Below are 24,219 nucleotides of genomic sequence, written 5' to 3' on the forward strand. Positions count from 1 at the left end.
TTTTTTGCCTGTAATTTACATTTCTATCAACTGTTATTTCACGTAACAGGCGAAGCCTTTCAGATAGAAACCTTCCGGATAGGCTGAATCCAGCGGGTGATCCGCAGCCTGACTGAATCGTTCAATGAATTGTACTTCACGTTTTGCATCCAGCGCCGCATCCGCAATGATTTTCTGGAACAGATTGCTGTCCATCAGACCAGAGCACGAGTAGGTCAGCAGTGTGCCGCCCGGTTTCAGAATCTGCATCGCCAGCATGTTGATGTCTTTATAGCCCCGGCAGGCGCCAACCAGTTGTGCTTTCGACTCCGCAAACTTTGGCGGATCCATGATCACCACGTCAAATTGCTCGCCTCGCTCCCGGTATTCGCGCAGCAGTTTGAATACGTCTGCATTCACGAACTCGGCGTTTTCGACCGGCAGGTCGTTGATTTCTGCGTTTTGACGGGCTGTATCCAGCGCTGGTTGTGAGACATCCACGTTGATGACCTGATCAGCACCACCTTTCAGGGCGTACAGGCCAAATCCGCCGGTATAGCAGAAACAGTTCAGGACACGTTTGCCTTTCACGTACTTGATCGCTGCCTGACGGCTGTCACGCTGATCCAGGTAGAAACCTGTTTTGTGGCCGCCAACGATATCAACATTGATTTTGATGCCGTTTTCTTCAATGGTTACAACTGCAGGTGGCTCTTCGCCGTGCAGGACACCGGTACGCTGTTTCAGACCTTCCTTTTTCCGTACGGACACATCAGAGCGCTCATAAATACTACATTCCGGATAGCAGGTTTTCAGCGCTTCAACCAGATTGTCTTTTTGTGCTTCAGCACCGGCACTCAGGAGCTGGCAGACCAGAAAATCCTGATAGCGATCGATGGTGATACCCGGCAGACCGTCAGACTCTGCTGCAATCAGGCGATAGCCGGTTAAGCCGTCACGCTCTGCAAGAATGTCACGCAGGCCCTGAGCCGCCTGAAGGCGTTTCATGAAAAATTGGGTATCAATGGTATCGTTTTGATCAAAAGTCCAGACACGGACACGGATCTGCGACTGGGGAGAATAGGCGCCACGGGCAAGCCATTCGCCCTTGTGATCATAGACGTCAACGGTTTCGCCTAAACCCGGAGTGCCTTCAACACGCTGAATACCACGAGAAAAAACCCAGGGATGGCGACGGCGCAGTGATTTTTCACGCCCTTTCACCAGATAGATAGAAGCTGTCATGTTCGGACCAGAAGCTGTAAAAGAATGGGGGCGTATTATCTTGTTCGCAGGAAGGAAAATCAACCGGAAGCCAGTCTGGCAGGCAGGAATTCCGCCCTCTTTCTGAAGCAGGAGAGGGCGGCACTGTATTTGGTCAGGCTTTCACGCCGTTCATCAGAATTTCAAGTTGCTGGGCTTGCTGGTTCAGACGTTCAATATCACTGGCTGTCTGGGCAATGACATTTTTCACCTGGCGGGATTGTTCACGGACTTGTTCAACACTGCTGGCGATGCCATCGGCAACCGTGCCTTGCTGTTCAGCCGCCGCTGCGATTTCTGTACTGCGGTCTGAAATATGCTGATTCCGGTCGGCAATCTGCGTGATCTGCTGATCAACAGAATCCATCTGCGTTTCGCTTTCGCCCGCATTCGAGACTGTACTCTGCATGACGGTCATCAGCGTCCGGCTGTTTTTCTGCAAGGATTCGATCATCTGCTGAATTTCTACCGTTGCTGTCTGGGTACGGCCAGCCAGTGTACGGACTTCATCTGCAACAACGGCAAAGCCACGCCCTTGCTCCCCGGCGCGGGCTGCTTCAATCGCAGCGTTCAGGGCCAGCAGGTTGGTTTGCTCGGAAATTGCATTGATGGTTGTGACAACAGCATCAATTTTCGCAGCATTACTGTCCAGCTCATTCACCGCTTCTGCAGCCTGGTGAATTTCACGGGTGAGCTGATTTATCGCCTGTTTGGTATCACTGACCTGAGCACGACCTTGTTCAGTCACCTCCTGCGCTTCCTGGGTCTGTTCTGAGGTGTGGTGCGCGTGTGCGGCCACTTCGCGAATTGAAGAAGCCATCTCTTCTGTCGCGCTGGCCAGAGAGTCTAAATGTTCCTGTTGTTCCACAGAAAGATGCTCGGTTTGAATACTGCGCTGGCGGAGTTCACTGCTGATTTGCTGCATCAGCGCAGTTGCCTCCTGAGTCGCCAGCACCAGCTTCTGCTCGCGGTCGGCCACTTTATCAATTGTGAGCGCAATGGTACTGAACTCGTCCCGGACTTTGAAAAAGTTCAGGCGTTGCGTGAGGTCACCTTCTGCCAGTGTATTCAGCGCTTTGTGCGTGGTGAACATTGCACCGCCAATAAAGGTCATGATGTAGTAGACCACAGCAAGTGTCAGCAGGATCACTGCAATGCCCATCGTCATCTGAAAGCCGGACAGGTAATCAAACAGGCTGGATTGATCCGTGGATATCAGGCTGTAGTTCATTCCCGGGACTGAGACGGCTTGCTCGCCACGGCCTAAGGTAATATGGGTGCCATTCAACAAAGTTGGTGCATCAATTTGAGAGACTTTCATTTCAGCGAGCAGGTTTGCTGTCGAATGAAGTTTCTGTGAAATCAATGCTTCATGCTGCTTTTCTCCGGCATCAGCTAAAATTGCACTGACAGTGATGATTCCAAACAAAGGGAGCAGGAAGAGGAGATAGAACTTTTCCTGGAGTTTGAGGTGGATGAGGTATTTATCTATCCATCTAAATGCAACTTCTTTCATGTTTTCTTCCTGAATAAATGAAGTGTTGTGGCGTCAGTGAATATTAATATTTTTATCTAATAAAACAGACTAATCTTGAGGTGATTTATGTCACAGATTTGTGTCATGGTCAGAGTGACCGGCCAAGTTCAGGGAGTGGGATTTCGTTTTCATACGGCGCATGAGGGTTTGAAAAAGGGAGTGAGCGGTTACGCAAAAAATTTACCTGACGGCAGTGTGGAAGTGCTGGCGTGCGGTAAAGCAGAGCATGTCGAAGGACTGGTCGAATGGCTGAAAATCGGTCCGAGAGCATCCCGAGTCGACAGTCTGAGCAGCGATGAGGTGGAATGGCGGGCGGTTGACGGTTTTGAAATTATTTAGCCGAAGCCCGTGGGACTCCGGCTGATATGCCAGTCCTGCTCACAGGCACTTGGCTGGTTTGGGCAATCCGGCTAACTTTGTGGCTTGCTTGGCAGGGCCTTTCGGGAAGAGTTTGAACAGATATTTTGAATTCCCTTTTTCTTCACCATATTGTTTGGCCATGGCTTTGACCAGCATTCGAATGGCTGGTGATGTATTGAATTCAAGATAGAATTCACGCACAAAATGAACAATTTCCAAATGAGCATCCGTTAATGCGACGCCTTCTTCCTGCGCCAGGACAGGCACTAATGCCGGTGTCCAGTCGCTGACATTTTTCAAATAACCCTGAGCATCGGTATCGATGACTTTACCGTCAAATTCAAGCATGGTACTTCCCGAGATTGTTTACCCGGCAAGGATAGTGATTCGACCCGGCGGGTGCAAGCATTCCGTGTGAGCCATAAAAGAAAAGCGCCCCGAAAGGCGCTTGTTCAATTCATCACTGACCGACCAGATTAGTCGTCATTCATCACGCCCAGAATTTGCAGCAGGCTGACGAACAGGTTGTAAATTGATACATACAGCGTCACAGTCGCTGAGATGTAGTTGGTCTCACCACCACGAACGATTGACTGAGTTGTCAGCAGAATCGCCGCAGAAGAGAACAGAACAAACATTGCACTGATTGCCAGCGACAGCATTGGCAGTTTCAGGAAGATGTTTGCAATCATTGCCACAACAATCGCAATGAAACCAGCCAGCAGCATGCCGCCCAGGAAAGACAGGTCACGCTTCGTCGTCAGCGCATATGCAGAACAGGCCATGAAGGTGACTGCGGTACCGCCGAGCGCTAGAACAATCATGTCACCCAGACCGGCACTGACATACATGTTCAGAATCGGACCCAGGGTATAACCCATGAAGCCGGTCAGCGCGAAGGTAAATACCAGACCCAGACCATTGTTACGGTTTTTCTCTGTCAGGAACAGCAGGCCATAAAAGCCAACCAGTGTAATGATAAAGCCAGGGTGCGGCAGGTTCATCACCATGGCAGCACCAGCAACGACAGCTGACCACAGTAAAGTCAGTGACAGCAGGAAGTACGTGTTACGCAAAACCTTGTTGGTTGACAGTACGCCTTCGTAGCCATTGCTACGGACAATACGATCGTTCATATAATCTTCCCCTCAGGGTTAGTGTTGAAATCTACTCTGCCTTATATGGCGACAATTTCATGGAATTTCAATAGTAACCGATTGAAATTTTAAAGCGAAATTGAAAAAAACATTTTCAGACAATTGGGTTAATCATACTGGAGGTCTTGTGAATCCCTAAGTTAAAGATGTAACAGTATGTTACAAGTTTGACCGTCGTCAGGGCTGACCTGTTTTCATTCAGGTGTCAACGGATTGGCGGGGCATAATGCAGGCCGCCCTGTGTCCAGAGGTTATTTTGTGCCCGCTGTATATGGAGCGGAGAATGAACGCCAACGGTACGCTCGAAGCTCTCGCCATAGTTGCCGACCTGTTTGATAATCTGATAAGCCCAGTCAGAATTGAGACCCAGACTTTTCCCCTGCGTGCCATTTAAGCCTAAGAAACGGCGGACTGCCGGGACATCACTGTTTTTCATTTCATCAATGTTCTGAGAATTAATCCCCATTTCCTCAGCGTTGAGCATGGCGTTCAGCGTCCACTTCACGATATTGAACCACTGATCATCGCCCTGACGGACAACCGGGCCAAGGGGCTCTTTAGAGATGATGTCAGGCAGGATCTCGGCATTTTCAGATTTTTTAAGATTCAGTCTTAAGCCGTACAGCCCGGACTGATCCGCAGTCAGTACGTCACAGCGGCCTGTTTCAAATCCATCAATTGTTTCTTTGGCCGTATCGAACGGCACCAGCGTATATGTCAGATGATTAAGCTTGAAGTAATCTTCAAGATTCAGCTCAGTCGTCGTCCCGGATTGGACACAGATGGTGGCGCCGGATAAATCTTTTGCGGTATTGGCGTTTAATGACTTCCTCACCATGAACCCCTGACCGTCAAAATAAAGAATACCGGCGAAATTCAGGGCGAGTGCAGTGTCGCGCTGGAGTGTCCAGGTTGTATTGCGGGAGAGAATATCAATGTCACCGTTCTGCAGCGCTTTAAAACGCTCGCGTGCGTTGAGCGGAATGAACTTCACTTTGTTTTTATCGCCTAATGTGGCTGCTGCGAGGGCCTGACAAAATTCAACATCTAATCCATGCCATTCGCCTTTTTGATTTGGCATGGAAAACCCCGGTAAACCGGTGCTCACGCCACATTCCAGATATCCCTTTTCCTGAATATTTTTCAGCGTGGGAGAAAAGCTGATTTGTTTGCTGAGCCTTTCTCTGAGTGTATTCACTTCCTTTTCAAGTTCGTCTGCCCGTTCTGCGTCCAGATTCAGATTTGATCCTGCGGGTTGCGCATCCAATTGTTGTTCGAGCATGTCGACTTTATTTTGGAGTGCTTTGATTAACGCTTTATCCTGAGCGCTCTCCCGGTCACATCCCGTGAAAAGCAGCAGGCACAAGGTCCCCACCAGACAAGTCTGAATCATCTTTGCCATAACGTGTCCTTCTGATAATGCTGTCTGAATCGGCACGCCTGACATTGCAAACAGCGCATTAACAAATATATCAATCTTCAGTATAGGAACCGTTCACAGATGTGCGAATTGACTCAATAAAGCTCAGAATGCTTTGAATTCTGCCATTTGCAGAAAATTAAGTGATGATAGTTTACAAAGGGATCAGCGGCTGAACCGGCGCCATATTAATGACTTCACGCTTTGCGAACAGATCGGTGAGGATACGGGTTTCCAGATCGGTCGGAGGGCGTCGGGCATCGAGCAATAAAAATGAAGTATTGTCTGCGGCCGGGCGGGTGAGCGCATCCAGATCCACCACCGACAGCAGAGCGTGGAATTTGTGGACATAATCCCGGGTTTCCTGCGGCAGTGTGAGTTGTGTGAACTGGTGACTGCCGGCTCGCTTGATGGCGCGGCCGACGCGGCCTTCACCGGCATTATAAGCAGCCAGAGTGAGAGCCAGATTCTGATCAAATTTCTGATACAGAAAAGCCAGATAAGAGGTGGCAGCCTGTGTGCTTTTTGAGACGTCAAATCGTTCATCGTTGCCGGATTCAACCTGCAGGCCAAATCGCTTTGCTGTCGCCGGAATAAGTTGCCACAGGCCAGCAGCATTGGCGTGGGATATTGCATCGACCCGGAAGGTCGATTCAATCATCGGGAGCAGCGCAAGACTTTTTGGCAGCGCTTTCTGCTTGAGTACCTTTTCGATATCAATCAGGGTGTCACGGTGACGCAGGAGATGGCTTTCAATGATTCTGCGATGGGGCAGTAAACGGTCGACCTGAGCCTGAAGGGCATCAGCGCTGAGAGAAAAAGGGGTAACCGCCGGGCTGGCGAGAACTTTGCCCGGAATGACAATCAAGGTGAACCATAAACATAAACCGGCCAGAAATCTTTGGCCGGTTTTCGATGTCTTGTACATCTTAATTTTGCATGAGTGCTGTCCCGTAATCCGGTTCACCTTTGAGCTGTCTGAGGACTTCGCCGTACGAAGCCGACAGATTGCCATTCACCTGATTGGTTTTCTGACAGGACTGGATTTGGGTTTCCAGTTGTTGCCAGCTCTGGCGGACCTTCATATTCAGCGGAGATGGCAGCCGTTTCAGCAAAATTGCCATACCGCGTTTGTCGCCCGGCAGGCCGAGCGACAGCAGCATGTCTGAGCGCTGTTTTGCGCTCTGCTGCAACTGGGACAGTAATGGCTCCTGCCGGCTGACCAGTTCAGTCAGGGCTGCGCCATTAAATTGCAGATAACTGGCTTGCTGTCGGATCATCAGTTGTCCGAGCTGCTGATAAGCATGCAAATCTCGGCGGATGCCCTGAATCAGCGATTTCACTACCTGCTGTTTACTCATATCGACCTCATTTGTGTCCGGTATGGAACTCAAGAATCGCGCTGGATAAAGTTTCGATGTCCAGTTTCAGATCGCCTTTTGCCAGTGCTGCTTTCACTGCACTAACTTTTTCCATATCGATCTCTGGCAGTTCAGCCAGCTCTTTCTGTGCCTGGGCAATCACCTGATTACTGGTGCTGATGACCGGCTCAAGACCTTTCGCTTTACCTGCGGTTTCTACTTGTGCCGGGCCGGATGGGCGCTGTGTTGAAGACGCCACTTGAGAATTAAATACTTTGTCAATTTTCATGAACTGATCCTGCTCGCTTTACTACCGCTAAATTTAGAAAAAGTGTTAAAAATGTTTCTTAATAGGGAAGGGCGACCACTTCCGCCGGAAATTAAAAAATAGTTTCAACTTTTCCGCGTTCGACAACGATGGCCTGAATGACCTTGCCAGAACTGATATTGCGGACAGAAATCTGTTCACCTTTAACGCCATTTTGCAGCGCTTCACCGGCCATGCTCGCGGCCATGCCATTTTTACTTGCAATAATCATGACACTTTCGCCTTCTTCAACCATCCACAAGGGCTGTAACTGAAGCGGACTGATGATCTGACCGCTGCGGAATCTGCGTAATGTCCGTTGTCCGAGTACCTCTTCAGGACGGGTTGCAAAGGCCTCTGCACGGCTGAGCGTAAGGGTTTGCGTTTTGAGCATGTCTGCTGTCAGTTTGGTATCCCGGCGAATATGCGTGGTCGCCACAATCACCGGCAGGCGCAGGCTGACCTGCACCGTGATGTTCAGTTTCCACGGCTGATCACCAGACTGACATTCCACCTGACGCCGTAAATAACCGACAGGCAGGTTCTGCTGATCCGCGGCACTGATATAGAGTGGGATTGGACAGGCCGGAAGATGTGTCACGGCTGACGGCACATTGATATCAATATCGGCTTTATAGTCCGGCCAGCGCTGACGGTTTGCATAACCGGCGATTTCTTGCTCGATTTTTGTCTTCACCCATCGGACCAGCTCAGTTTTATCCTGATTGTCTTTGCCGCTGGCCAGCGCTCCCGGGGCCAGCATCAGACTGGCGATGAACACCATCATTTTCCGGGTCAGGATACTGCTTCCCGATTTCCGCTTGCTTGCTGAAAAGCGGAAGTTCCGCTTCCCTTCCTCTTTGTAACTAACTGAAAAATAAGGCATAAAAATTTGGCATGTTTCTTGTTTATAGGTACTGCGTGAATTCTGCGTAAGTGTGACCGAATTTAAGGAACAACAATGGCGATCAGTTTTGAAAATGCGCTGGGTGTTCATCCTGATGCGCTTAACTTCAGGGTACAGCGCAGCAAAGTATTGGCAAGCAACTTAGCAAATGTCGATACCCCTGGGTATCTCGCCAGAGACCTGGCGTTTGAAACCGTGATGCAAAACACAAGCTCACGTGTGGATACACCACCACCGGAAATGGCTGTGAGCGCGAAATACCGGGTGCCATACCAGAACAGTAAAACCGGTAACACCGTTGAGCTGGGCGTCGAGCAAGCCAAGTTTGCCCAGAACAACATGGATTTTCAAACCAGCCTGACTTTCATGAATATGAAGTTCAGCGGGCTGGCTAAAGCAATTGAGGGTCGTTAATCACTATGGCTTTTACGGATATCTACTCAATCGCTGGTTCTGCAATGACGGCACAAACCGTCCGTCTGAACACGGTGGCCAGTAACCTGGCGAACGCCGACGCAGTCGCCAGCAATCCGAATGATGCTTACAAGGCACTGAAACCTGTTTTTGCCACGGTTTACAGCCAGACACAGTTGTCTGCGGACAAAGATGTGTATCCGAATGCGGAAGTCCGCATTGTGGATGTTGTGAAAAGTGAAGGCAAAGTCGACAAACGTTTCGAGCCGAATAACCCGCTGGCAAACGATGAAGGTTACGTCTTCTATCCGGGCATTGATGTCGTTGCAGAAATGGCAGACATGATGTCGGCGACGCGCAGCTACGAGACCAATGTCGAAGTGCTGGCGAATGTGAAAAGTATGCAGCAGGGTCTGCTGCGACTGGGGGAAGGTAGCCGATGAGTCTCGCACAATACACCGCGCTGAACGGTGATTCACCAACCACAACAACGGGTTCAAACGGCGGCATTCAGTCCAACCCGGCCAGCGCGAACAGTGCCGATGCACTGCAAAATGAATTTCTGACGCTGATGGTTGCGCAGATCCAGAACCAGGATCCGCTGAACCCGCTGGACGGCACGGAATACGTTGGTCAGCTGGCACAGTTCTCACAGGTACAGAGTACTGAGAACATGTCCAAGATGATGCAAAACAGCATGGTCCTGATGGACAACATGCAAGTGCTGGCAACGGCCGGTCTGGTCGGTCAGACCGTGTATGTCGCAACCAACGAGATGACTTTGTCTGAAGACAGTGTCCAGAGCGGAAAAATCGAACTGGAGCATGCGTCGAACCAGGTCAACCTTGTGCTGGAAGATGCTTATGGTCGTAAGACGAAAGTCCCGCTGGGTGCGCATGGTGCCGGTGATGTTGATTTTACCATTGATGCAGAAAAGCTTGGGTTACCGAAAGGCGACTACACCGTTTCTGTTGAAGTGCAAAAAGGGCAGGCTCAGCCAAACATGCTGCTGGCCGGCAAAGTTGAACAGGTCCGCGTGCCAAGTAACGGGGGCTCCGCCCTGGTGAACGTTGCTGGTGTCGGCAGTATTCCTTTCTACCAGATTAGCCAGTTCGGCAGCTGATTTTCATACAGGATAACGAGGATAACATGAGTTTTGATATCGCGCTGAGTGGCCTGGGTGCCACCAACACACAACTGAACACCATCAGTAACAACATTGCGAACGTTTCAACCACGGGTTTTAAGCAGTCCCGTACCGAGTTCGCATCAGTTTATAACGGCCTTCAGGCCGGTGGTGTGGAAGTTGCTGCTATCTCCCAGAACTTTGATAAAAACGGTTCTGTGTCCGGTACCGGCCGCTCTCTGGATCTGGCCATCGGTGGTAACGGTTTCTTTGTGACCACAGATACTTCAGGCCAGGTGGTTTACACCCGCTCTGGTGTGTTCAATACCGACAAAGACAACTACATCACCAGCAACACCGGCATGAAGCTGCAGGGTTACACCGTTGATGCCAACAACAACCTGCAATCCGGTGCGACTGGCGATCTGCAAATCAAGACGGCTTCACTGGCTGCACAGGCAACGGACCGTATCGACTTTGTTGCGAACTTTGACTCTCGCGTCAATGTTCCTGCAGTTGCGCCATTCAACATGGCAGACCACGACACCTACAACTCGTCTTACACCACGAAGGTCTATGACTCGCTGGGTAACCCGCACACCATGACGCAGTACTTCGTCAAGACTGGTGCAAACGCCTGGGATATTCACGTTTCTGTTGATGGTGCCGCACCAGGCGCAGCACAGGCCGTGACATTCAATACTGACGGTACGATGGCGACTCCGGCAGCGCCTTATAACGTTGCATTCAACCCGGCGGGTGCTGACCCGATGAGTGTTGATATCGACCTGCAGGGTACCACGCAGTTCGGTGCCGATTTCGGAACCAGCACCAACAACCCGAATGGTTACTCTTCCGGTGAACTGACGGGTGTTCGTGTTGAAGACAACGGCATGGTTTATGCGACTTACACCAATGGTCAGTCTCTGCTGCAAGGTCAGGTGATGCTGGCTGATTTCGCAAACCCGCAGGCACTGGTGAAAGTGAGCAACACCGGCTGGCAGCAAAGCTTCGCTTCTGGTGCGCCAATCACGGGCCAGCCTGGCAGCGGTATTCTGGGCAGCCTGACACCTGGCGCGCTGGAAGGTTCGAACGTGGATCTGACCAGTGAGTTGGTGAATCTGATGACAGCTCAGCGTAACTATCAGGCAAATGCCAAGACGATCTCGACCACTGAGCAGCTGACTCAGGCGCTGTTCAACGCGATTTAAGGGTTAGGTCATGGATAGTTTGTTATACACAGCAACCAGTGGCGCCAGCCGGGTTCTGAGCGCACAGCAAGTGCGCTCGAACAACTTGTCGAATGCTGACACCACAGGTTTCCGTGCTGACATGGAAAGAGCAAGAAGCTATGCCGTGAAAGGGCATGGCTTTGACGGCAGCACCATGGTAGTCACCAACTCGGCTTCCACGCGTTTTGATGCGGGCGACATGGTGAAAACCGGCCGTAAACTGGATATCGCGATCAATGGCGATGGTTTCATGACGGTGCAGCTTCCGGACGGAACAGAAGCGTATACCCGCGCCGGTAACATGAAACTGGATCAGGAAGGCAACCTGACCATCAATGGCTTCCCGGTGATGGCTGAGGGTAACCCGATTGTCGTGCCTGAGTACCAGAGCATTGAAGTCAGCGAAACGGGTATGGTTTCCGTGATCCCGCCAGGTGGCGGTGCGGAACTGGCCGTCGGTCAGATCAAGCTGGTGAAACCGGAAATCAATACCGTTCAGAAAATCAATAACGGCCTCCTTCAGGCGCGTGACGGAAACAACTTCGCAGCAGATGCCACAGTGCGACTGGCACCGGAACATCTGGAAGGCAGTAACGTTTCCGCGATTGATGAGCTGGTCAGTGTGATGTCACTGACACGTAATTTTGAAATGCAGGTGCGGATGATGAAAACCGCAGAAAAACTCGCTCAGGCTGGTAACCGTCTGCTGCGCAACGGCTAAGAATAAGGAGAACTCTCATGCACTCTGCATTATGGGTCAGTAAAACAGGTATGGCGGCACAAGACACCAAGATGACCGCCATTTCGAACAACCTGGCAAACGTAAATACAGTTGGCTTCAAACGCGACCGCGTGGTGTTTGAAGATTTGTTCTACACCATTCAGCGTCAGCCAGGTGCGCCGGTTGATCAGGTCAATGAACTGCCGACCGGTGTTCAGCTGGGTAGTGGTGTCCGCGTTGTCGGTACTCAGAAAGTCTTCACACAGGGGAACACCTCAAATACCAGCCAGGAGCTGGATATGGCCATTCTGGGCGGCGGTTTCTTCCAGATTGAAAACTCTGACGGTGAGGTGATGTACAGCCGGAACGGTCAGTTCCACGTGAACTCTGAAGGTCTGATTGTGAACACTCAGGGTCTGCCTCTGGTTCCGCAAATCGAAATCCCGGACACGGCCACCCGAATCAGCATTGCTGTGGATGGTACGGTTTCAGCGCAGGTTGCTGGTGATGCGACCCCACAGGAACTGGGTCAGATCACGCTGGCGCAGTTTGTGAACCCGGCCGGTCTGGAAGCACTGGGCGGAAACCTGTATCGCCAGACAGAAGCCAGCGGCCAGCCAGATGAACTGGTTCCGGGTCTGGATGGCGCAGGCACCATTAAGCAGGGCGCTCTGGAAGGTTCAAACGTACAGGTTGTGGAAGAAATGGTCGATATGATCACAACGCAACGTGCTTATGAAATGAACGCCAAGGTCGTATCTGCGGCTGATGACATGCTGAAGTTCGTCGCACAGTCCATCTAATGCTTACACCGAAAGGAAATCCTATGAAGTGGCTGACTCCATTTCTCATGGTGTTACTGACAGGGTGCACATTGCGCCCTGAATTCACAACACCGAAACCAGATGATGAAGCTTTCGCGCCACCGGTACTGGATTACTCTCTGCCGCAAGCGACTGACGGCAGCCTGTACCGGAACAACTACATGATGACGTTGTTTCAGGACCGTCGTGCTTATCGGGTTGGTGACATTCTGACGATCATGCTGGATGAAGAGACGCAGTCGAGCAAGAAAGCAGACACCAAATATTCAAAAGATTCGGAAGTGGGCATCACGGCACCTGTGATCGGCAACTTTACCGCGACAAACCTTGGTGCAAGCATTGATGCAAGCCGGGGGTTCGACGGTTCCGCACAAAGCTCACAGGGCAATAAGCTCACGGGTGCGATTACCGTGACGGTGAATGAAGTGCTGCCGAACGGTGTGCTACGGATTCGCGGTGAAAAATGGCTGCGTCTGAATCAGGGTGACGAGTTCATCCGTCTGACCGGGATTGTCCGCGTGGATGATATTAACCGGAATAACCAGGTGTCTTCACTGCGGATTGGTGATGCGCGCATTACTTATTCCGGAAGTGGCGCACTGGCGGACAGCAACGCGTCAGGCTGGCTCACTCAATTCTTCAACAGTCCATGGATGCCGTTCTGATGAAATCTTTCAAAATCATTTTACTGTTCGTGGCCGTGGCTCTGTGGGGCGCACATTCAGTGTCTGCCAAAGCGTCGCCGGCCATGCCGATCATGGATCTGGTCGATGTGCAGGGCATTCGCGGCAACCAGCTGGTCGGTTACGGTCTGGTGGTTGGTCTCGATGGTACGGGTGACCGGAACCAGGTGAAATTCACCAGCCAGTCGGTGACGAACATGCTGCGTCAGTTTGGCGTTCAGATCAGTGAAGGGACAGACCCGAAACTGAAAAACGTTGCCTCCGTCAGTGTGACGGCATTTGTCGATCCGATGGCAGGTAAAGGTCAGGAACTGAATATTGTTGTGTCGTCGCTGGGTGATGCGAAAAGTCTGCGTGGCGGTACGCTGCTGCTGACGCCACTGCGTGGTGTTGACGGTGAAGTCTACGCGGTGGCGCAGGGTAACGTGATTGTCGGTGGTGCGAGTGCTGAGGGCCTGAGCGGTTCGAAAGTCACCATCAATACCCCGACGACTGGCCGTATCCCGAATGGTGCGACGCTGGAACGTGAAATCCCGACCGACTTCAACAAGAAGCCGAATATCACCCTGAACCTTCGTACGCCAAGTTTTACTACGGCCAAGAACATTGCCCGTGCCGTCAACGGCACATTTGGTCCGGGTGTCGCAACGGCCATCAACAAAGCCAAGGTTGAAGTGCAGGCACCAATGGATACACAGCAGCGCGTTACTTTTATGTCGATGCTGGAAGAGCTGGTGGTTGAAGAAGGCCGCCGTCCGGCGCGTGTGGTCTTCAACTCCCGCACCGGTACTGTGGTGGTGGGCAAAAATGTCACCGTCAGTGCAGCTGCTGTGAGCCACGGCAGTCTGACGGTCACCATCCGGGAAATGCAGGCGGTCAGTCAGCCGAATGCGTTCGCCGACGGTGAAACCAAAGTGGTGAATAACTCACTGGTGGATATTAATCAGGACGAAGCGCCGATGTATATCTGGCCGGAAGGCACTGAGCTGAGCACGATTGTCGATGCGGTGAACAGCCTGGGCGCAACACCGGATGATCTGATGTCCATTCTGCAGGCACTGCATGAAGCCGGCGCGCTGAATGCTGAGCTGGTGGTCATTTAACCAGACGGGGAAGGAGACACAATGAAAATTGATGGTCAGGCAAATGCCATGCTTTATCACGATAACAGTGCAGTGAACAGCCTGAAGTATCAGGCTGACAAAAAGCAGGCTTTGCATGAAGTTGCCGGACAGTTTGAAGCGATGTTCCTGCAGATGGTTCTTCGCCAGATGCGGAGCAGCAGCGATGTACTGGCTGCGGAAGATAGCCCTTTCTCCAGTAAGGAGCAGGGCGTATTCCGTGATTTTTATGACGGCCAGATGGCGATGGAAATGGCGAAACGCCAGAGTGCCGGAATTGCAGACATGCTGGTCAAACAGCTTGGACCCAAAGAGGCAATGGATACAAAACTGAACCGGGATCAAATTGCAGCCAATAACGCTTCTTTGATGCCAACGGGCAAGTTTAACGCCAACCAAAGCCAGGTCGCCATAAATCAAGAGCAGTTGAAGGCTGGCAAATCCCCTTCTGCGATCAGCAGCATGGCATTTCAGCAGCCGCTAATTTCTAAGATTGATGCGAAGAAAATGGAGCGCGGATCTTAATGAGTATTATCAATATTGCGTTATCCGGTTTGAATGCAAACCGTGCTGGACTTGACGTTACCGCGCAGAACGTTGCCAATGTAAACACACCGGGATACAGCCGTCAGCAGGCTATGTATGCTGCGGTCGGCCCGGGTTCGCCAATGGCGAACTCGGCTGGCCGTGGGGTGGAAGTCACCGGTATTCGCCGCGTGTCTGACGAATTTGTTGTGAAACAAACCTGGGCAACTCAGAGTCAGGCCTCATATAACTCTCGCTATCTCAGCAATATGTCACAGCTGGAAAGCATTATGGGTGCCGACAGCTTCAATATCTCAATGGGTTTAGACAACCTGTATGCAGCGCTGAATGATGCTTCGGTCAAGCCAGAGTCTGCACCTTTGCGTCAGCAGATTATCAGTGAAGCGGATGCGCTGACACGCCGTTTTAACACGCTGTCTGAGTCCTATTATTCACAGCATAAGGACCTGAGCGATCAGCGTACTGCGGCCGTTGAACTAAGCAACAGCCTGCTGGTGAATATCGCAGATGTGAACAAACGTATCGTCGAGATGAGTGCGACCAGTGGTAACCCGTCTCACTTGCTGGATGAGCGTGATGCGCTGATTGGTCAGCTGTCTGAAATGATGTCGATTAAAACCAATATGCAGCCGGATGGCAGCATGCAGGTGACGCTGGCATCCGGTCAGCCGCTGGTGATTGGTGATCAGGCTTCGCAACTGAAAGCCGTTCCGGACGCAACAGACCCGTATCTGGCGGATATGGAAATTGACTTTATCGGTCAGCGTTTCCCGATTAACGGTGATATTGGCGGTGAGCTGGGTGCGATCAGCGACTATCAGGTGGATACACTGCTGCCATTCCGCGAATCACTGGATGACATGGCGGTTGCGATTGCAGATGCATTCAACAATACGCTGGCCACGGGTCAGGACCTGAACGGTAACGCGGGTCAGCCACTGTTTGCCTACGATCCGACCAGCCCGTCTTCGAGCCTGAAAATTACAACGCTGCAGCCAGATGAGTTGGCACTGTCTTCCGATGGTACACCGGGTAACAGTGATGTACTGACCTCGCTGATCGGCCTGAGTAACCAGACTTTTGCGGTGACAGGTTACGGCAATACTTCTATCAGCGATGCCTTTACTTCAATGGTTGGCGATACCGCGATTAAAGCCCGTCAGGTGTCTTCAGACGCCAAGGCAGCGGATAGCCTGAATTCACAGGCTATTGCCGTGAAAGAAAACCTGAGCTCAGTGAACAGTGATGAAGAAGCTGCGAACCTGATGGTCTTCGCCAATGCTTATCAGGCGAATATGAAGGTAATCAGTACTGCGAACAATCTGTTCGATACCGTGCTCGCAATGTTTTAAGGAATGACTCATGCGTATCAGTGATACTCAATTCAGCCAGATGATGCTCGCCAGCCTGAACAAAAATAACGTTGGTCTGGGCGAAGTGATGCAGCAAATGTCGACTGGCGACCGTCTGACCAAACTGTCGGATGACCCAATCGATTCCATCAAAATGCTGAACCTGAACCGCGAAGGCAGTGCCCTGATTCAGTATCAGGACAACATCGCCAACGTGAAGACCACGCTGTCAAGCCAGGAAGCGTATTTAAGCACCTCCAGTGAAAGTTTGAGGAGTTTACGTGATCTTGTGCTATGGGGTGCAAACGGCACCATGACAACCGCAGATCGCCAAGGCATTATCTCTGAGATGGAAAGCCTGAAAGATGGCATGATTGCCACCTTTAATGCACAGGATGAAGAAGGGATTTACCTGTTTTCAGGTACCCTGACCAGTACTCAGGCGCTGACCGATACCGGTGCGGGTTATACGCTGAACGGCAACACTGACAAACGTCTGGTGACTGTTGCGAAAGGCGTGACCATGGAATCAAACGTGACCGCTCAGGAGCTGCTGAATTTAGGCGGTGGTGCGACGGTTTTCCAGAAGATTGATGATCTGATCGCTGAGTTCCAGGCACCGACTGCAAACTTCCGCACGGAAGTGGATGCGACTCTGGCTGCGATCGATGACACCTACGGGAATGTGCTGGGCGCAATGACCGACATGGGTGGTCGTCATAACAACCTGGATCTGATGTCCGATGGCCATGCGGATAACAAGTTGTTCGTCGACAAGGTTGAAGGTGATCTGAAAAATCTGGATTACGCGGAAGCCTCTGTGCGACTGAGCAATTATTTGTCTGCGCTGCAGGCGACTCAGGCCAGCTTTACCAAAATTAACGATCTGTCATTATTCGATCGCTTATAAGGAAGAGAGAACACTATGGTGAACTCTACTGCAGAGATCCGGCAACAGTCGGTATCTCTGCTGAAAAATGACAAAGCAACGATTGCACCACCGGCTCCGGCCGGTGGAACTGTTTCCGCGATACAGGAATATCAGCCTGCTGCGCGTCCGGCTGTGGTCCAGAATGGGTACGCGACAGCCAGCGAACTTTTTTCTCAGGGACAGCAGCAGCTAACACGCGGGCAAATTGCGTATCAGGGCCTGGTGAGTGTCGGCCGTGATCTGCAAGGAATGAAAAAAATCCTGACGCAGATGCTGGGCAGCTCAACGGCTGTCACGCAGGGACGTATCGATCAGCTCCAGCGCCATCAGAACAATGTCAATCAGACGCTGAATGGCAGCCGCTTTGACGGTGATCGTGTTCTGAATACGCAGCTTGAATTTCAGTCGAAGGGTGAACCGACGCAAAGCTTTACGGTAAACGGACTGAACCTGGTGCGTCAGCGCCAGCAAAGCGAGCAGCTGCAACTGAGCATTCCGGACCGAGGCACCGCCTTGCTGACCATGGATGCGACGAAGACTGATCGTCAGTTGTCACAGATGATCGACAAAGCCGTGATCCCTCTGGGTTTACGTGCAGCCGCGACCGATAAAGGCGAGGTGATTTTTTCTGCACGTCATTCCGATTTTCAGGCGATTGGCAATCATGTAACCATCAGCGGCCAAGGGCATCGTTACCCGGCCGGGCAACCCAACCGGATTAAACTGCAACCTGAACCGCAGGGCATTGAAAATATGGCGCTGAAGCTGGCTGACGGGGAACAAATCCGTCACACCATGCGTCAGGTCAATCAGGGGTTGCAACAGGTACAGAAAGGGTTGGATCAGCTCAGAAACTTTCAGGCGGATGTCGACAGCAAAGTCGGCAAAGCGATGGCGGTTCAAAGTACAGATCATATTGACGAGAAGCTTCAAACGATCCGGAGCAACCGTTCGTTTGCCGCAACCTATCAGGTGGTAACCGCTCAGGCGAATGTCCATCGTCATACGGTCGTCGCACTGCTGAAGTAGCGGTGTTACTGAAACACCCGGAAGCGGAAATAAAACTTCCGATTCAAAACGGTCTGCAATGCAGGCCGTTTTTTTATCTCTACCACCCACCTGAATCAGCCTGTTCTTGTGAGGTCTGAATGGTGTCTTTTCTGCCTGCCCAGATTCTAATTCAGAAAAGGTTAATAAAGCTGAAGACGTGTCGCCTATAACACAGTGTGTACGGTGTTTGATTGCACATTCATCGGCTCAGTTCAAAAAACTCACGATTGTAAATTGAATCAATCATAAAGGTTAGTTGGTATGACAAATTATATGAATGTAATTAAAAATTACGTGAATTTTTCCGGCAGAGCACGCCGCGAAGAATATTGGATGTTCTGGCTGACAAATATAGTCGTGAATATTGTGCTGGCCGTGATTGGTGTCCTGACTGAGACGGCTGATGTACTTTTCGTGTTTTATTCACTCATTATATTCCCGCCGTCTTTAGCCGTGACCATTCGTCGCTTACATGACAGCAATCGTAGCGGCTGGTGGATTCTGTTTACACTTGTTCCTGTGATTGGCACCATCGCTGGTCTATATTTCATGGTTGTAGACAGTACACCAGGTAACAACGATTTCGGACCGAACCCGAAAGGTATCACTGCCTGAGTTGAATCTCTGTGAAATAAAACGGTTGTGATGCTGCTGAGGCGGGCAACTCATTATATTGACCGCATCATGAAGGAAATAAAATGAAGTGTACAAGTTGTAAACAAGGAACTTTGAATCCCAGTTTTATTGAAGGCCAGTTCAGAGTCCATACCTGTTCGGGCTGTGAGGGGAACTGGATTTTAATTGAAGATTTCGTCGCCTGGAAAGACAGAAATCCGGACTATCAGTTTTCAGATGATATCAGTTTCGAGCAAGAAGCTGCTGACACGAAGAAAGCATTGTTGTGCCCGGTCACCGGCACAATTATGAATAAATTCCGGATTTCTGCTCAGAACGATCACCGGGTTGATTACAGTGCAGCGGTGGGCGGGTTGTGGCTCGACCGTGGCGAATGGGAGCTGCTGAAAAGCGAAGGTTTAGCGGGAACTTTGAATGCGGTCGTGACGAAGCAATGGCAGCACCAGATCCGCGAACAGAGCACCAAACAAAATTTCAGCGATATTTATAAAGATAAATTCGGTGAAGACAATTACGCCAAAGTGAAAGCGTTTCGCGAGTGGCTGCAACAGCAACCACAAAAAGCAGATTTGCGCGCTTATCTTCTGGCGGAAGATCCGTATTCTGCCGAGAAGTGATTTTTTCGAGAACAGAAGAAAAAGTGGGAGTGATTGACGCCCGCTTTTTTCTTTCTTGTTACCATTTTAATGAGTTGAGTCTAAAGGAATAATGAATGAATCAGTCATCGAAATCTTTTTTGATCGGGATCGGGTTTTCCTTGTTGTTTCTTATATTCTGTGAATATGGTTTTTTTTCGAGTTTTCTGGTTCCTATTTATGTTTCTCTGACTATAGAGTTATCAATATACGATTGGCTATACGCGAGTATGAGAGAATCAGACGCCTTATTTTCATTAGGTGTGATGTATGGAATATATAGTAGATTCATGACGGCATTAATTTTTGTACCGATGATGTGTTTTGTTATTCGGCGTCAGAATATTTCTGCTTCTCAGTATGTGAATGTGTTTTTTTCAATCATAATTTCATTTTTAATATCTTCTGCTTTTTACTTTTATAAAAATTATTATTATCTTCCATATGTTGGAATGATCGAGTACTCCAAAATTCAAGCTATTTTTGCCTATATTCAGATTCTTGAGTTATCAACTCTATTTTTTGTTATTTTTTCCAGCGTTGGGTTGCACGTCATGAGACGACTTTCAAAAAATAAAGAAACCCAAGCAAAGGCTGGAATCATCACTCCTCCTGAATCAGGCGATACCAGATAGGAAACGGCGTAAAATTCACTCCAAATAAAGTAAATTGGTCCCCAATGAGTCATTGATTAGGATAGTAGTACAATGTCAGATGAAGTCAAAAAAGTCACCCGTGAAAAGTTTAAACTCAGCCTGCTGATTCCATTTTTAATGAGTTTTATTCTAGGCAGAGTTTCTTATAACCATATTTTAGAAGCCAATGCGAATGACTTCTCAGATGAGCGCATGCTCATCTATGTCCTGGCTGCTTGTAGTGGTGTGATGTCATTGATTATGGCGATCGCTGTGATTCGTGGTGTGCTGATCCTGCAAGGTGTCATTCAAGGTAAAGTAGAGTTTGTCGAGGAATAACAGAAATTTTCCTGTACTGATTGATGTACTGATTTCAAGTCAGAAACTGAGAAAGGGCGCCGTGATGCAACAATCAAGCATCGTGGTGCCCTTTCTTTTTTCTGTTAGGTTACGATAACTTTTAATATCAATTCGATGGGGGATTTAAAGCATTGCTTACAAGGTTGAATCAGCTCTGGCATTGTCACATTGGTCATTTCAACGGTTCAATTCTCTTTCTTATGATTGTCACTTTGTATTCCAGCACAGATTCATAAATTAAATAAATACGTTTAGTAATACCGTGCTGCTATCCGCCTATATTGTCTGCTAATTGAACATATTTTCTGACACGAGATTTGATTGTCAGGGGCGGTAGCGTGCTTGTGTGACTGTGCCCGGCTTGCATATGGCATTGAACATATTTAACCGAAGGGGGAATGCTATTAGACAAAATGTTGGAACAAAGTAGTCTTGCCCGAATATATGAGTCAGTTTGAATAATGGTAAGCTATCTGTTTGCAGTTTAGTTTGAAGAATATGACTTACAGAAGCAAATTATTCATGCTTGCTCAAGGTGATATCGATTATAGAGGTGGAAATATCAATTAATTATTGGGTTTAAAAATTCATTTTTCATGGAAAAACTTATCTTAACTCGATATTTTATCTGCCTGATTGGAAATGATGAAGTCCGGAATAAGAAAAGAGTAAGATGTTTTTTAATGCGACGTTCTCAATTTTTCATTTGAATAAAATATTTGTGGTATATTATGAGTGACAAAAAAATAATGTTTGGACCAATTATTCATTTATTCTCAATAGGTTTGGCATGTGTTGGGGCTGCTTTGAATGCGCAAGCGATGTTGATTTACCTAATCGTCGTAAAGTTGATATATGCTATTGTTGTTTCTATTGCAATTGATGGTTGGAAAAAAGATGAGACTACATTAGTAGAAACTTCTGAAACTCGTTGGAATATTAATATCCATGGTATTCCCATTACCGAGTCAAGAAGCTCTTTATTCAATTTACATTGTAAGAGTGAGCAAGAACTCAGAAGGAAATATTTATTGATGATTTTACCAAAGGCTATGATTATATTTGGTTTGACAGTATTGTCAGGTATAAATGTTTATGAAAATAATGAATTAATAATGCTTTCGCCAGTTTATTTTATTTTTGTCTTGGTGGCTATATTCATGCTTATAAAGTTATACCAAGTTTCGAAAGTACTAATGGGTCTTTTTTCTGGGGAATGGTATTTACATAGTAAAGATTTTGGAAGTGATACATATTACTCTGCATATTCCATGACACCAGGCGCGTTGGAACCATATTTATCAAAAGTATTTGATTGAGTTTGTTAAAGAATCCATAAATGGTAATGACTGAAATGTTTATTTTTTCATGATAAAATACGGTGAATAAAATAGATCATGAAGTCAAAACTATTATTCTGATGTATTACATGGTCATTACTTGAGAGGCATAGCCAGTATACGTTGAAAAGCGTTCTCAACAACAGGACTTTGCAGCATGCGGATAACATGAACGCTTACACAATAGTTCTGAAATGTCTGATGTTTTTTATGAGTTATGTCAACACGTGTTGGAGACATATCCAATAAGAGCTGGCAGTTTTTGGTATGTAAATTGGCGTAGGAGAGTGAGTTCCATGATCTACCTTATGCTCTATGTTGCATTTACGGCTAGGATCAAAAGCTTAATCGAGCTTTGTTGTCAGCTAGAACAGTTGAGCCAATGGTGCTACTTGTCTAGAATGCACCTTTTGATAACTATTATCAGGTCATTATGATGAGCGACAACAACTCGAAACCAGCTTTACCAGATCATCTGGCAGGTAACCCGCGCAGCCCGCATTATGTGGCAGAGTGCTTTGAACACGCGATTGGCATTCGTTTAAATGGTAAAGAACGTACCGATGTTGAAGAATACTGCATCAGTGAAGGCTGGGTGAAAATCGCATCACCGAAAGCGAAAGACCGTTGGGGCCAACCGATGCTGATCAAGCTGAAAGGTGAAGTCGAAGCATTCTACAAGTAATGTTGCACCTTTAACTGCTCAATAAAGTACATAGAGTTTTATCAGGCTCTATGTACTATTCTTTAAATCATTTTCTCGCAATCAGGTTTTACATTCCACAAATAAATATAACGTTTTAAAAATATTCACAACATTCTTTCTATGGTTAATTCCTTTCTCGGAGAATATGTGCAGTGATGAATTAATTTACATTAAATGTTATTTACATGTTATATGAATATACAAAAAAGTATCCATTATCGAAAGCCGAACATTACAGGATCCAATTGGGTTCTGGTATCAATTAAATTTGGTCAGACATTAGCAAAAGGTGTCGCTGTTATAAAAATAATTACTGCAGATAACGTTGATGCGAAGTTGAATTTTGATCTCAATCAATATATAGAAGAAGTTATTTCTGGGGTGAAAATTGCCAATGAACAATATGGTGGTGACCTTGAAGTACAATAGATTGAAGTTATTCCGAGTGATTGTCCAAGTAAAGGACAGGTATTAACTACTGCTTATGATATTGCCAAATATGTATTGATGAATGAAAATTAATGAAAATAAATCAGCCAGTATGGTATCTCTCGACACAGCATGGATATTGTCCTTTATGTGAGGGCCAATCTGGATTAGTCTTCATTTCTTGCACGCAATGTCGAACAGTTTATCTACAATGTGATGAATACCATACTTTTTATGCTATGCGCCTATTCACTGTATGTAAGTCAGAATTTACTTGTCCTAATTGTGGTGAGAAAATTGAAGATGCTAATCCAGCGACATCTCAGCAAATATTAGCATCTGGTTTTACTAAAAATGACTATTGTTAATCGATAGTAAATCCTTTCAGAAGAGATGCTTCTGTTAAGTTTTTCAATTTTCTATGACTTTAAAAGAAAATTTCCAAAGATTTATACAGATATTATTCGAGTGAAGAGATTCATGAATAAAGAAATTACAAAGATATCAAAGTACTTGAGTTTCATTCTACGACATAAACCAGAATCAATTGCTTTAGTTCTTGACCGTAATGGTTGGGCTTCGATTGACGATTTAATCAGACTTTCTCAAGATATACAGTTGTCCAAAGAACTATTAGAATTTGTTGTTGCAACAAATGACAAGCGTCGATTCGTGATTGATGAAACGGGTACAAAAATCCGGGCAAATCAGGGACACACGATTAAAGTTGACTTGGATCTCACCGCCACAGAGCCTCCTGGCCAACTTTTTCATGGAACAGCTGAGCAAAATGTGAGCTCAATATTTAACCACGGACTAGTGAAAGGCGAAAGACATCATGTACATCTAACTGAGTCTATTGAAATCTCTGAGACTGTTGGCAAACGATACGGCAAACCAGTTATATTCAAAATTGATTCTGAACGAATGCATACAGATGGATTTTTATTCTATAAAACATATAACAATGTATGGCTGACAGATATTGTTCCAGCAGAATACTTAGAACAGATTTAAATTATAGTCAGAAATGGTTTTTCATGTGAATTGATTATTTCTGTGATGCTTTATGTGTACATCCATCTTGTTAAGTCTGTGTGTTTTTGTATGGTTCTACCTGATTCTGTATGCCAATTATCGTCAAGGGTTCTGATGTAATAATTTAAATCTCCCGGTTTGATTTTTCG

At 48.0% G+C, this 24,219-nt stretch carries 30 protein-coding genes; 21 read left to right on the forward strand and 9 right to left on the reverse strand.

Annotated elements, in window-relative coordinates; all coding sequences use genetic code 11:
- Positions 1-33: 33 nt before the first annotated feature.
- Positions 34-1,224: a class I SAM-dependent methyltransferase gene (locus ACYP03_RS09780; protein ID WP_330959657.1), complete on the reverse strand. Its 1,191-nt coding sequence runs from the start codon at positions 1,222-1,224 to the stop codon at positions 34-36.
- Positions 1,225-1,357: 133 nt separating this feature from the next.
- Entirely contained in the window at positions 1,358-2,758 is a 1,401-nt protein-coding gene (locus tag ACYP03_RS09785) for a methyl-accepting chemotaxis protein (RefSeq protein ID WP_459779473.1), read from the reverse strand.
- An 87-nt stretch (positions 2,759-2,845) separates the two neighbouring features.
- Here ACYP03_RS09785 and yccX point away from each other — a divergent pair, with 87 nt between their 5' ends.
- Complete coding sequence (yccX, locus tag ACYP03_RS09790) at positions 2,846-3,118, forward strand: acylphosphatase (protein ID WP_248139805.1); 273 nt, start codon at positions 2,846-2,848, stop codon at positions 3,116-3,118.
- A gap of 39 nt (positions 3,119-3,157) precedes the next feature.
- Here the strand turns inward: yccX and ACYP03_RS09795 are convergent, their stop codons facing one another.
- The 7 genes from ACYP03_RS09795 to flgA all read right to left on the reverse strand — a co-directional run bounded on the left by ACYP03_RS09795 (position 3,158) and on the right by flgA (position 8,168).
- Complete coding sequence (locus ACYP03_RS09795; protein ID WP_459779475.1) at positions 3,158-3,487, reverse strand: TusE/DsrC/DsvC family sulfur relay protein; 330 nt, start codon at positions 3,485-3,487, stop codon at positions 3,158-3,160.
- A 128-nt stretch (positions 3,488-3,615) separates the two neighbouring features.
- Complete coding sequence (locus ACYP03_RS09800; RefSeq protein ID WP_248139807.1) at positions 3,616-4,275, reverse strand: Bax inhibitor-1/YccA family protein; 660 nt, start codon at positions 4,273-4,275, stop codon at positions 3,616-3,618.
- A 226-nt stretch (positions 4,276-4,501) separates the two neighbouring features.
- Positions 4,502-5,698 (reverse strand): amino acid ABC transporter substrate-binding protein, encoded by a 1,197-nt coding sequence (locus tag ACYP03_RS09805; RefSeq protein WP_459779478.1) that lies wholly within the window; start codon positions 5,696-5,698, stop codon positions 4,502-4,504.
- Between the two features lie 172 nt (positions 5,699-5,870).
- The gene (locus tag ACYP03_RS09810; protein ID WP_459779481.1) at positions 5,871-6,644 is read right to left on the reverse strand and encodes a lytic transglycosylase domain-containing protein; all 774 of its coding nucleotides are present in this window, start codon (positions 6,642-6,644) and stop codon (positions 5,871-5,873) included.
- Position 6,645: 1 nt separating this feature from the next.
- Complete coding sequence (flgN, locus tag ACYP03_RS09815; RefSeq protein WP_248139810.1) at positions 6,646-7,077, reverse strand: flagellar protein FlgN; 432 nt, start codon at positions 7,075-7,077, stop codon at positions 6,646-6,648.
- A gap of 7 nt (positions 7,078-7,084) precedes the next feature.
- On the reverse strand, positions 7,085-7,366 hold the full coding sequence (gene flgM / locus ACYP03_RS09820; protein ID WP_248139811.1) for a flagellar biosynthesis anti-sigma factor FlgM: 282 nt from the start codon (positions 7,364-7,366) through the stop codon (positions 7,085-7,087).
- Between the two features lie 91 nt (positions 7,367-7,457).
- A complete protein-coding gene (flgA, locus tag ACYP03_RS09825; RefSeq protein ID WP_459779484.1) occupies positions 7,458-8,168 on the reverse strand; it encodes a flagellar basal body P-ring formation chaperone FlgA in 711 nt (236 codons plus the stop codon).
- Positions 8,169-8,345: 177 nt separating this feature from the next.
- Between flgA and flgB the strand changes: the two genes are divergently transcribed.
- The 20 genes from flgB to ACYP03_RS09925 all read left to right on the forward strand — a co-directional run bounded on the left by flgB (position 8,346) and on the right by ACYP03_RS09925 (position 24,049).
- Complete coding sequence (gene flgB / locus ACYP03_RS09830) at positions 8,346-8,705, forward strand: flagellar basal body rod protein FlgB (protein WP_248139813.1); 360 nt, start codon at positions 8,346-8,348, stop codon at positions 8,703-8,705.
- 5 nt (positions 8,706-8,710) lie between these two features.
- On the forward strand, positions 8,711-9,148 hold the full coding sequence (gene flgC / locus ACYP03_RS09835; protein WP_248139814.1) for a flagellar basal body rod protein FlgC: 438 nt from the start codon (positions 8,711-8,713) through the stop codon (positions 9,146-9,148).
- The gene (gene flgD, locus ACYP03_RS09840) at positions 9,145-9,828 is read left to right on the forward strand and encodes a flagellar hook assembly protein FlgD (RefSeq protein ID WP_248139815.1); all 684 of its coding nucleotides are present in this window, start codon (positions 9,145-9,147) and stop codon (positions 9,826-9,828) included. The genes flgC and flgD overlap by 4 nt, the downstream gene beginning before the upstream one ends.
- 26 nt (positions 9,829-9,854) lie before the next feature.
- A complete protein-coding gene (flgE, locus tag ACYP03_RS09845) occupies positions 9,855-11,042 on the forward strand; it encodes a flagellar hook protein FlgE (RefSeq protein ID WP_248139816.1) in 1,188 nt (395 codons plus the stop codon).
- Between the two features lie 10 nt (positions 11,043-11,052).
- Positions 11,053-11,784: a flagellar basal-body rod protein FlgF gene (flgF, locus tag ACYP03_RS09850; protein WP_248139817.1), complete on the forward strand. Its 732-nt coding sequence runs from the start codon at positions 11,053-11,055 to the stop codon at positions 11,782-11,784.
- A 17-nt stretch (positions 11,785-11,801) separates the two neighbouring features.
- Positions 11,802-12,587, forward strand: a complete 786-nt coding sequence (gene flgG, locus ACYP03_RS09855) for a flagellar basal-body rod protein FlgG (protein ID WP_248139818.1) — start codon at positions 11,802-11,804, stop codon at positions 12,585-12,587.
- A 23-nt stretch (positions 12,588-12,610) separates the two neighbouring features.
- Entirely contained in the window at positions 12,611-13,273 is a 663-nt protein-coding gene (flgH, locus tag ACYP03_RS09860; protein ID WP_459779489.1) for a flagellar basal body L-ring protein FlgH, read from the forward strand.
- Positions 13,273-14,394, forward strand: a complete 1,122-nt coding sequence (locus tag ACYP03_RS09865; RefSeq protein WP_248139820.1) for a flagellar basal body P-ring protein FlgI — start codon at positions 13,273-13,275, stop codon at positions 14,392-14,394. The genes flgH and ACYP03_RS09865 overlap by 1 nt, the downstream gene beginning before the upstream one ends.
- A 21-nt stretch (positions 14,395-14,415) precedes the next feature.
- Positions 14,416-14,937 (forward strand): rod-binding protein, encoded by a 522-nt coding sequence (locus ACYP03_RS09870; RefSeq protein WP_248139821.1) that lies wholly within the window; start codon positions 14,416-14,418, stop codon positions 14,935-14,937.
- On the forward strand, positions 14,937-16,310 hold the full coding sequence (gene flgK, locus ACYP03_RS09875) for a flagellar hook-associated protein FlgK (RefSeq protein ID WP_248139822.1): 1,374 nt from the start codon (positions 14,937-14,939) through the stop codon (positions 16,308-16,310). Before ACYP03_RS09870 ends, flgK begins: the two co-directional genes overlap by 1 nt.
- A gap of 10 nt (positions 16,311-16,320) precedes the next feature.
- Entirely contained in the window at positions 16,321-17,220 is a 900-nt protein-coding gene (flgL, locus tag ACYP03_RS09880; RefSeq protein WP_248139823.1) for a flagellar hook-associated protein FlgL, read from the forward strand.
- A 15-nt stretch (positions 17,221-17,235) separates the two neighbouring features.
- The gene (locus ACYP03_RS09885; RefSeq protein ID WP_248139824.1) at positions 17,236-18,270 is read left to right on the forward strand and encodes a flagellin; all 1,035 of its coding nucleotides are present in this window, start codon (positions 17,236-17,238) and stop codon (positions 18,268-18,270) included.
- A gap of 282 nt (positions 18,271-18,552) precedes the next feature.
- A complete protein-coding gene (locus ACYP03_RS09890; protein ID WP_459779494.1) occupies positions 18,553-18,906 on the forward strand; it encodes a DUF805 domain-containing protein in 354 nt (117 codons plus the stop codon).
- An 83-nt stretch (positions 18,907-18,989) separates the two neighbouring features.
- Entirely contained in the window at positions 18,990-19,544 is a 555-nt protein-coding gene (locus ACYP03_RS09895) for a zf-TFIIB domain-containing protein (protein WP_459779496.1), read from the forward strand.
- 308 nt (positions 19,545-19,852) lie between these two features.
- Positions 19,853-20,197 (forward strand): hypothetical protein, encoded by a 345-nt coding sequence (locus ACYP03_RS09900; protein ID WP_459779498.1) that lies wholly within the window; start codon positions 19,853-19,855, stop codon positions 20,195-20,197.
- 72 nt (positions 20,198-20,269) lie between these two features.
- Positions 20,270-20,536 (forward strand): hypothetical protein, encoded by a 267-nt coding sequence (locus tag ACYP03_RS09905; RefSeq protein WP_248139829.1) that lies wholly within the window; start codon positions 20,270-20,272, stop codon positions 20,534-20,536.
- Between the two features lie 752 nt (positions 20,537-21,288).
- Positions 21,289-21,876, forward strand: a complete 588-nt coding sequence (locus tag ACYP03_RS09910) for a hypothetical protein (RefSeq protein WP_459779501.1) — start codon at positions 21,289-21,291, stop codon at positions 21,874-21,876.
- A gap of 457 nt (positions 21,877-22,333) precedes the next feature.
- Entirely contained in the window at positions 22,334-22,582 is a 249-nt protein-coding gene (locus ACYP03_RS09915; RefSeq protein WP_248139833.1) for a DUF3297 family protein, read from the forward strand.
- A gap of 213 nt (positions 22,583-22,795) precedes the next feature.
- Positions 22,796-23,032, forward strand: a complete 237-nt coding sequence (locus ACYP03_RS09920) for a hypothetical protein (protein WP_459779503.1) — start codon at positions 22,796-22,798, stop codon at positions 23,030-23,032.
- 480 nt (positions 23,033-23,512) lie between these two features.
- Positions 23,513-24,049 carry an RNA 2'-phosphotransferase gene (locus ACYP03_RS09925; RefSeq protein ID WP_459779505.1) on the forward strand — a complete coding sequence of 179 codons (537 nt, stop codon included), beginning with the start codon at positions 23,513-23,515 and terminating at the stop codon, positions 24,047-24,049.
- Positions 24,050-24,219 lie beyond the last annotated feature (170 nt).

The sequence above is a fragment of the Photobacterium sp. R1 genome, from assembly GCF_054600795.1.

What these genes read in the sequence shown, in the direction of transcription:
- ACYP03_RS09780 (WP_330959657.1), bottom strand. Translation starts at nt 1,224, where the DNA reads ATGACAGCTTCTATCTATCTGGTGAAAGGGCGTGAAAAATCACTGCGC.
- ACYP03_RS09785 (WP_459779473.1), bottom strand. Translation starts at nt 2,758, where the DNA reads ATGAAAGAAGTTGCATTTAGATGGATAGATAAATACCTCATCCACCTC.
- yccX (WP_248139805.1), top strand. Translation starts at nt 2,846, where the DNA reads ATGTCACAGATTTGTGTCATGGTCAGAGTGACCGGCCAAGTTCAGGGA.
- ACYP03_RS09795 (WP_459779475.1), bottom strand. Translation starts at nt 3,487, where the DNA reads ATGCTTGAATTTGACGGTAAAGTCATCGATACCGATGCTCAGGGTTAT.
- ACYP03_RS09800 (WP_248139807.1), bottom strand. Translation starts at nt 4,275, where the DNA reads ATGAACGATCGTATTGTCCGTAGCAATGGCTACGAAGGCGTACTGTCA.
- ACYP03_RS09805 (WP_459779478.1), bottom strand. Translation starts at nt 5,698, where the DNA reads ATGGCAAAGATGATTCAGACTTGTCTGGTGGGGACCTTGTGCCTGCTG.
- ACYP03_RS09810 (WP_459779481.1), bottom strand. Translation starts at nt 6,644, where the DNA reads ATGTACAAGACATCGAAAACCGGCCAAAGATTTCTGGCCGGTTTATGT.
- flgN (WP_248139810.1), bottom strand. Translation starts at nt 7,077, where the DNA reads ATGAGTAAACAGCAGGTAGTGAAATCGCTGATTCAGGGCATCCGCCGA.
- flgM (WP_248139811.1), bottom strand. Translation starts at nt 7,366, where the DNA reads ATGAAAATTGACAAAGTATTTAATTCTCAAGTGGCGTCTTCAACACAG.
- flgA (WP_459779484.1), bottom strand. Translation starts at nt 8,168, where the DNA reads ATGGTGTTCATCGCCAGTCTGATGCTGGCCCCGGGAGCGCTGGCCAGC.
- flgB (WP_248139813.1), top strand. Translation starts at nt 8,346, where the DNA reads ATGGCGATCAGTTTTGAAAATGCGCTGGGTGTTCATCCTGATGCGCTT.
- flgC (WP_248139814.1), top strand. Translation starts at nt 8,711, where the DNA reads ATGGCTTTTACGGATATCTACTCAATCGCTGGTTCTGCAATGACGGCA.
- flgD (WP_248139815.1), top strand. Translation starts at nt 9,145, where the DNA reads ATGAGTCTCGCACAATACACCGCGCTGAACGGTGATTCACCAACCACA.
- flgE (WP_248139816.1), top strand. Translation starts at nt 9,855, where the DNA reads ATGAGTTTTGATATCGCGCTGAGTGGCCTGGGTGCCACCAACACACAA.
- flgF (WP_248139817.1), top strand. Translation starts at nt 11,053, where the DNA reads ATGGATAGTTTGTTATACACAGCAACCAGTGGCGCCAGCCGGGTTCTG.
- flgG (WP_248139818.1), top strand. Translation starts at nt 11,802, where the DNA reads ATGCACTCTGCATTATGGGTCAGTAAAACAGGTATGGCGGCACAAGAC.
- flgH (WP_459779489.1), top strand. Translation starts at nt 12,611, where the DNA reads ATGAAGTGGCTGACTCCATTTCTCATGGTGTTACTGACAGGGTGCACA.
- ACYP03_RS09865 (WP_248139820.1), top strand. Translation starts at nt 13,273, where the DNA reads ATGAAATCTTTCAAAATCATTTTACTGTTCGTGGCCGTGGCTCTGTGG.
- ACYP03_RS09870 (WP_248139821.1), top strand. Translation starts at nt 14,416, where the DNA reads ATGAAAATTGATGGTCAGGCAAATGCCATGCTTTATCACGATAACAGT.
- flgK (WP_248139822.1), top strand. Translation starts at nt 14,937, where the DNA reads ATGAGTATTATCAATATTGCGTTATCCGGTTTGAATGCAAACCGTGCT.
- flgL (WP_248139823.1), top strand. Translation starts at nt 16,321, where the DNA reads ATGCGTATCAGTGATACTCAATTCAGCCAGATGATGCTCGCCAGCCTG.
- ACYP03_RS09885 (WP_248139824.1), top strand. Translation starts at nt 17,236, where the DNA reads ATGGTGAACTCTACTGCAGAGATCCGGCAACAGTCGGTATCTCTGCTG.
- ACYP03_RS09890 (WP_459779494.1), top strand. Translation starts at nt 18,553, where the DNA reads ATGACAAATTATATGAATGTAATTAAAAATTACGTGAATTTTTCCGGC.
- ACYP03_RS09895 (WP_459779496.1), top strand. Translation starts at nt 18,990, where the DNA reads ATGAAGTGTACAAGTTGTAAACAAGGAACTTTGAATCCCAGTTTTATT.
- ACYP03_RS09900 (WP_459779498.1), top strand. Translation starts at nt 19,853, where the DNA reads ATGACGGCATTAATTTTTGTACCGATGATGTGTTTTGTTATTCGGCGT.
- ACYP03_RS09905 (WP_248139829.1), top strand. Translation starts at nt 20,270, where the DNA reads ATGTCAGATGAAGTCAAAAAAGTCACCCGTGAAAAGTTTAAACTCAGC.
- ACYP03_RS09910 (WP_459779501.1), top strand. Translation starts at nt 21,289, where the DNA reads ATGAGTGACAAAAAAATAATGTTTGGACCAATTATTCATTTATTCTCA.
- ACYP03_RS09915 (WP_248139833.1), top strand. Translation starts at nt 22,334, where the DNA reads ATGAGCGACAACAACTCGAAACCAGCTTTACCAGATCATCTGGCAGGT.
- ACYP03_RS09920 (WP_459779503.1), top strand. Translation starts at nt 22,796, where the DNA reads ATGAATATACAAAAAAGTATCCATTATCGAAAGCCGAACATTACAGGA.
- ACYP03_RS09925 (WP_459779505.1), top strand. Translation starts at nt 23,513, where the DNA reads ATGAATAAAGAAATTACAAAGATATCAAAGTACTTGAGTTTCATTCTA.